This is a genomic window from Arthrobacter sp. CAN_A1, from assembly GCF_015751665.1.
Taxonomy (GTDB): Bacteria; Actinomycetota; Actinomycetes; order Actinomycetales; family Micrococcaceae; genus Arthrobacter_D.
In genome coordinates this window covers 1-3,629 of record NZ_JADOUR010000031.1, presented here as the reverse complement: position 1 = coordinate 3,629, position 3,629 = coordinate 1, and the positions used below count along the sequence as shown (strand labels likewise).

General features: G+C 58.4%; 6 protein-coding genes. 2 read left to right on the top strand and 4 right to left on the bottom strand.

The window, feature by feature from the left end:
* Positions 1-37: 37 nt before the first annotated feature.
* Positions 38-343, bottom strand: a complete 306-nt coding sequence (locus IWX62_RS16010) for a hypothetical protein (protein ID WP_333483493.1) — start codon at positions 341-343, stop codon at positions 38-40.
* On the opposite strand from IWX62_RS16010, the gene IWX62_RS16405 reads away from it, so the two are divergent.
* On the top strand, positions 248-445 hold the full coding sequence (locus IWX62_RS16405; protein ID WP_333483494.1) for a hypothetical protein: 198 nt from the start codon (positions 248-250) through the stop codon (positions 443-445). The genes IWX62_RS16010 and IWX62_RS16405 overlap by 96 nt on opposite strands.
* 5 nt (positions 446-450) lie before the next feature.
* Here IWX62_RS16405 and IWX62_RS16005 read toward each other — a convergent pair whose 3' ends face one another.
* Positions 451-1,911 (bottom strand): Mu transposase C-terminal domain-containing protein, encoded by a 1,461-nt coding sequence (locus tag IWX62_RS16005; protein WP_333483492.1) that lies wholly within the window; start codon positions 1,909-1,911, stop codon positions 451-453.
* A gap of 2 nt (positions 1,912-1,913) precedes the next feature.
* Entirely contained in the window at positions 1,914-2,522 is a 609-nt protein-coding gene (locus IWX62_RS16000; RefSeq protein WP_196842404.1) for a recombinase family protein, read from the bottom strand.
* A 357-nt stretch (positions 2,523-2,879) separates the two neighbouring features.
* On the opposite strand from IWX62_RS16000, the gene IWX62_RS15995 reads away from it, so the two are divergent.
* Positions 2,880-3,191: a hypothetical protein gene (locus IWX62_RS15995; protein ID WP_196842403.1), complete on the top strand. Its 312-nt coding sequence runs from the start codon at positions 2,880-2,882 to the stop codon at positions 3,189-3,191.
* 238 nt (positions 3,192-3,429) lie between these two features.
* Here the strand turns inward: IWX62_RS15995 and IWX62_RS16400 are convergent.
* A partial coding sequence (locus IWX62_RS16400) for a hypothetical protein (protein ID WP_333483491.1) occupies positions 3,430-3,629 on the bottom strand: 200 nt, incomplete at its 5' end.

The window sequence follows — 3,629 nt, the reverse complement described above, 5'->3', positions numbered from 1 at the left end:
GGAGACGGTTTTGCTTCCCGAACTTACTGCAGCATAATCAAGGAACTGACCCGCACGGTGTCGAGAAAACTCCACCACTCAGCGGGACGTAACCCCCCGGCCTCGCCCCGATTTCGACCAGGTGTTGGTCGATACAGATGGACGTGCGCTGGGTGAGTAGTCCGAGCTCGTCCTTCATTAGTCTGGGGGTCGTGAGCACGCCGGGTGTGTAGAAGACAGTTCGTCTCCTGGCCAAGCTCGCATGCACTTGCGCATCGGTATCGGCACGCGGGCCCCACCGATCCAGGAGTTCTTCGGCTTTGGCCCAATTGGCGTATCTCCTGGCGGAGAGCGTTTTGCCGATGCCGGCCTGACCGTAGCAGATGCCAATGGTGTGCTGTCGGCGCACGGCGTCGGCGAACTCGGCGAACCTACGGTGTTCCTTGGTAACGATGAAACTTTGTGATGGCATCAGTCATCCTCGAAATAGGTGCGCAGTTTGGGTTTCTTTTTCTTTGCAGGTTCAGTTGGTGCGCTCTGTTTCGCCGACGTGATCCCGGGCTGACGGGCTGCCACCACGGCGACGCGTTCGTTGATCTGCCCGCGCAGTTCCCGGTTACGGGCGGATCTGGCGGCTTGAATGTCTTTGAGGGTGACGGTGGCTGATTCGTGATCGGGATCGACAGCTCTGCAGATGTATTGGTCCCGGTGAAAGATGCGGATCTCGGCAATGTCGCGGGGATCGTAACGAATGATGACCGGCTCTCTGACGTAGGCGGCCAACAGCGGCGAGACGTATCGGAGACCCTGAAAATGAACGCCATCGCGGTGGACGATCCGCGGCTTGGCCACAGTCAGCAGCAGCAGGTTGAGGTCGTCAACGGTTTCCGGCAATCGCGGAAGCCATCCATCACCTACCCATGACTGATGCGGGGTGGTTTTGATTTCCGGGTGCTCGCGCTGGTGATATGTACCCGCAATGAACGTGCCGACAGCCTGATCCAGTTCCGGCAACGTCAGCACCGGTTCCGGATGCCGTTGCCCATCGGTCAAATAACCAGGAAGCTCGGCCAACAGCTCAGTATTCACGGTGCCGAAAAAGCGTTCAATCTTGCCCCGCCCCTGGGGTCTGGCGACAGTTGAGTAGATGATTTCGAAGTGCAGGTCCTTGCCCGTTTGACTCAAGTGATCACTGGTGAAATCCGTTGCATGATCCACGTAGAGCACATCAGGGATGCCGCACATCGGCCAACCGGAATCATTCTTGGGCCAGATACCCTGCCGTAGTGCCAGCGCGGTGTTCATCGCCGAGGGCGCACCGAGAAAGACCATATATCCGCAGACCGCGCGTGAGTAATCATCGAGGATTACCGTCAGCCACGGCCGGGCCGGTGTCCGATTGACGTTCAGAACCAGGATGTCCAGCTCGGTGTGGTCGGCCTGCCAGATGGCATTCGCCCGTTCGGCCCGGCGGCGCCAAACCATCTCATACTTATCCCGGTATGCCACAGGCCCGTGATGGGCGAGAGTAACCATGCCCGGATCAAGGTTCATCACAATGGATCGGACCGTACTATAGGAAATCATCTGCCAGCCCTGCTCGGCCGCTGCCAGGCGTGCTTTGCGCGTGATGGCCGCGGTGGATAGGCGCGGCTTTACCAAAGCCAGTCCTTCGATCAGCCTCAGCACATCCGGATGTGTTCTCGCTCCACGGGCAGGCGAACCGATGGGTGCAAGTCCGGCAATACCATCGCGCCGATAGGCAGCGTGCCAGCGCTGCAAGGTCCGCAACCCGATGCCCTCATTCGCGGCCAGCGCGTTCAGCGGCATCCCGCCGTCAATGTGCCGACGTAGAATTTCCCAACGGGCGGCAGTCCTATTCTCGGACGTGGAGGCAGCATCTCCGGTTACGGATCTGTTGCCTCCTCCCATCACTACACCGCCTTGGCGGCTGAAGCCGGTCGACGCCGCTTTGGAGCAGTGGCCGGTTCCCGACGCAGTGACCGGTAGATGGTGGTGCGGCTGACTCCGAGAACTTTGCCTATTTGTTCGACGGTCATATCCTGCTGCTCATACAATCGGCGGGCGGTCCGGAGCTTGTCCTGTGTGAGCAGTGCGGGCCTGCCACCGGAGCGACCCCGCGCCCTTGCCGCCAGAAGCCCTGCGTTCGTCCGTTCCCGGATCAGATCCCGCTCAAACTCTGCCAAGGCAGCGAAAACGTGAAAGACAAGCCGGCCGCCCGAGGACGTCGTGTCGATGTTCTCCTGCAGGGACCGGAAACCGATCCCTTTCTCCTGCAGCCCGGCCAGCTGATCGATCAGATGCCGGATCGACCTGCCCAAACGGTCGAGTCGCCACACCACCAGGGTGTCACCGGGGCGCAGCTGATCCAGGAGTTTCGTCAGTTCGGGACGCGATTCCAGCGAGCCAGACGCCGTATCAGTGAAGATCCGATAGCACCCCGCCAACTTCAAGGCATCCTCCTGCAGGGCAGCGTCTTGATCACCAGTCGATACACGGGTGTAGCCCAAAAGATGTCCCATGCCCTCAATGTATCAATACCCGTAAACAGAGGGCAGAACCGACGCATAGAATACGGCACTGATTTTCGCTACAAAATTCGGGCACCCCGCAATGAATTCTGCACATGTTGGAGGTTCGTAGCGAAAACGAACGATTTCGGTACATCGCCAAGCGATGTCCAGGTACTTCTCGCGTGTGGCTATGAGGTTTAGTCCGTCGACCAGGGTCAAGGTAGTTTTTCGGCGAGTGGGCGAGCTGCCGGATTAGGTGTTGCGGTAATGGATCCTCCAATGCAACGCTTCAGGACGGTTCGCGCTGGTGGTTGCATTCATCACTGCTCACGGTTAGCAGGGCGGACGTCGCACTAGAATCTCCAGATGGACCCTTTTGAAGTCGTCGTTAATGGAGAGTTGTTCCAGATTAGCGAAAGAAGACAACCAGGTGGAGCCCTCTCCTATGACTTTGCCTGGATCAATGGGCCGATGGATGGCACCTACGTATTCACTGTGGGCCGGTTCGCTGTCGGCTCAGGCGGGATCACCTCTGATGCCGAGGCCAACGTGACTGAGGACGAGTTGAGGGCCGAGGTGCGAAGGTTCGTGAAGTCGGTTTATGAACCTGGCGGGATAGCTGAGGAAGACTTTCCTGACCACGTCCCTGCCCAACCGCGCCGCCTTCATGGGCGGTGAGGGGTCTGTTTATGGCAACGGTGATTGCCCCATTCGGATCCGCGCACTTCGCTGTGTGTACTCTTCTTCGGAGATCACGGCCATTGTATGGAGGGACCCACCTATGTAGTAGACAGATGTTCCTGTTGCGAAGCTGATGTACATATCCTCAAGCCCTACCCAATCAACCAGCACGTGCTGCGGGGTTGCATCCGTGATGACGCCTGGGTGGCCAGCGTATAGATCATCGGGTGACCCATCATGTTTGAACGCCGAATCGTGACGTATCAGCTCCGTTGGCAACAGGTTCTCCACGAACTGGCCAATCACAATCTGTCTCGAAGGAATCAAGTTTGCTTCCTAACCCGGATTTTTCATGATCGTCGGTTTGGTCGCTGCGCTGGCGGTTGATTCCTGCTTCGGGTGATTTTGTGGTTTTGGGCTCGTTGGTGGGGCCTG